Raw genomic sequence first — 2,420 nt, forward strand, 5'->3', positions numbered from 1 at the left:
GTAAGCGCTCAGCCGGAACCCTTGCTTCGGGATCTGGATATCTATGCGAAGAAGCCTCCGGCTTGGGACGGAGGTTTGAGATGGGATTGGACAGCAAAAAGGACGTCCATTTGGACGTCTCATCGGCAGGGTCGGTGAGCCGGTTGGAGATCCTTGAAGGGCCGTCAGGACGTCGAGTTCGGTCGGAAGCAGAGAGAGCCCGGATCGCTGCTGAGAGTCTGCTACCCGGTGCCCAGGTATCCGAGGTGGCGCGCAAGCACGGAGCGACGCGCTGGCAGATCTACGATTGGCGACGGCGGTTTCGACAGCGAGGGATGTTGCCGCTGTGTGAGGCGTCCCCGCCGACATTTGCGCCGCTGGTCGTGGAACGTGCGTTGGAGCGTCAGGCTGCGGCGATCAAGCTTGAGATCGCGATCGGTGATGTCGTGCTGCGGACGGATACGGCTATTGATGCCGAGCAATTGTCCCGGGTGATCCGCGCGGTGCGAGCGTCACGATGATCGCGGCCGGTGCTGATCTGAAGATTTACATCGCGACGCGGCCGATCGACTTCCGCTGTGGCCACGATGGGCTTGCAGCGAAGGTGCAGGAGATGCTTCGTCTCGACCCGTTCAGCGGCGCAGCCTTCGTGTTCCGATCGAAACGAGCGGACCGGATCAAGATTTTGGTCTGGGATCGAACGGGCCTGGTGTTGGTGCACAAGCGTCTTGAAGGTTGCAAGTTCGTTTGGCCAACGATCGCAGACGGCGTGATGCGGATATCGCCGGCGATGTTCGCGGCCCTGTTCGAGGGGCTGGATTGGAGATTGGTCCGTCCGGAAGAAGCGCGGCGTCCTCAGGCGGCTGGATAACTGCGGCAGAATGACTCGGCTGCTATTTTGAACGTGGCACGCGCGGCGGCGATGTGCTCGAAATAGCGCATGAGCATCGCGACGCTGCGCGACGAAAATGAACAACTGAAAGCGCTTTTGGCGCAAACGCAGGCGGCCTTGAGCGAGCATCAAGGGGCGCTGGCGGCGTCGGAGGAAGCCCGGCGTCGGCTGGAGGTCATCCTCGGCGAATTGCGGCGCGACAGGTTCGGCGCGAAGTCCGAGAAGCTGCGGCCAGATCAGTATCACTTGCCGTTGGAAGACGTGGAGATCGCGCAAGGGATCCTGGACGCGGCGCAGGAGAGAGCCGCGGCTGTGATCAAGGGCCGATCGCGGAGCGATCCGGATCAAGGCTCTCATCGCAACCGTGGCTGCTTGCCTGCCCATTTGCCGCGAGTGGAACGGGTCATCGAGCCTGCAAGCACGCGCTGCCCGTGCGGTTGTGGTGCCATGACGAAGATCGGCGAGGACGTCAGCCAGCGCCTTGACGTGATCCCGGCGCAATGGCGCGTGCTGGTCACGCGCCGCCCGAAATACATCTGTCGCCGGTGCTCGGGCCCCGTCGTGCAGGCGCACGCACCGGAGCACGTCGTGCCCAGCGGGCTGCCGACCGAAGCGGCTATCGCGCACGTGATCGTCTCCAAGTTCGGCGACCACACGCCGTTTTATCGTCAGGCCGAGATCTATGCGCGCCAGGGCATCCGGCTTGATCGGGCGACACTGGGCAACTGGTCTGGCCGCGCCTGCTTCCATCTTCAGCCCATCGCGGACCACATGCGCGACCACCTGGCCATGGCGGATCGCCTGTTCATGGACGAGACCACAGCGCCGGTGCTTGATCCCGGGCGAGGCCAAACGAAGAAAGGCTACTTCTGGGCGATCGCCTCAGACGACCGCGGCCATAGCGGTCCAAGTCCACCAATCGTGTTGTTCAGATATGCGCCCGGTCGCAGCGGTGCCTTCGCGCAGCAGTTCCTGGACGGCTTCGGCGGACGCTTCCTGCAATGCGATGGCTATGACGGCTATGACCGGCTGACCGAAGTCGATCGACCGCAGGGGCCGTGGACGCTCGTGCATTGCTGGAGCCATTTGCGACGGCGCTTTGTCAAATTGGCCCGCAACAACAAATCGCCGATCGCCGAGGCCGCCGTGCGGCACATCGCGCAGCTCTACGCGATCGAAGCCTTGGTACGCGGCTCATCGCCGGACACCCGGTTGGCAGCGCGCAAGGCGCACTCGCTGCCCTTGGTAGCCGCGTTGAAGTCGTGGTTCGAGAAGCAGCTGTCGATGATCTCCAGCGGTTCGACGCTCGCCGAGGATATCCGCTATGCGCTCAATCATTGGCAGGGGCTGACCCGCTTTCTCGAAGATGGGCGTCTCGAACTCGACACCAACCCGGTCGAGAACGCCATCCGGCCAGTCTGCTTGACCAGGAAAAACGCTCTCTTCGCCGGTCATGAAATCGGGGCAGAAAACTGGGCTTTGCTGGCATCGATCGTCGCCACATGCAAGCTCAACGACGTCAACCCGGCCGCCTACATCGCTGAAACGC

At 62.9% G+C, this 2,420-nt stretch carries 3 protein-coding genes; all 3 read left to right on the top strand.

Translation table 11 applies throughout. The features are described from left to right. Positions 1 to 500 (top strand): IS66-like element accessory protein TnpA (gene tnpA, locus XI06_RS12970; protein ID WP_333909322.1); only part of this gene is annotated, 500 nt, incomplete at its 5' end. Continuing rightward, positions 497 to 850: an IS66 family insertion sequence element accessory protein TnpB gene (tnpB, locus tag XI06_RS12975; protein ID WP_061876445.1), complete on the top strand. Its 354-nt coding sequence runs from the start codon at positions 497 to 499 to the stop codon at positions 848 to 850. The genes tnpA and tnpB, both read left to right, overlap by 4 nt. A 69-nt stretch (positions 851 to 919) precedes the next feature. After that, positions 920 to 2,420: IS66 family transposase (tnpC, locus tag XI06_RS12980; protein ID WP_271605492.1), on the top strand; the 1,501-nt coding region annotated here is incomplete at its 3' end.

This window comes from Bradyrhizobium sp. CCBAU 11434 (genome assembly GCF_028128895.1).
GTDB classification, from domain to species: Bacteria; Pseudomonadota; Alphaproteobacteria; order Rhizobiales; family Xanthobacteraceae; genus Bradyrhizobium; species Bradyrhizobium zhengyangense.

What these genes read in the sequence shown, in the direction of transcription:
- tnpB (WP_061876445.1), top strand. Translation starts at nt 497, where the DNA reads ATGATCGCGGCCGGTGCTGATCTGAAGATTTACATCGCGACGCGGCCG.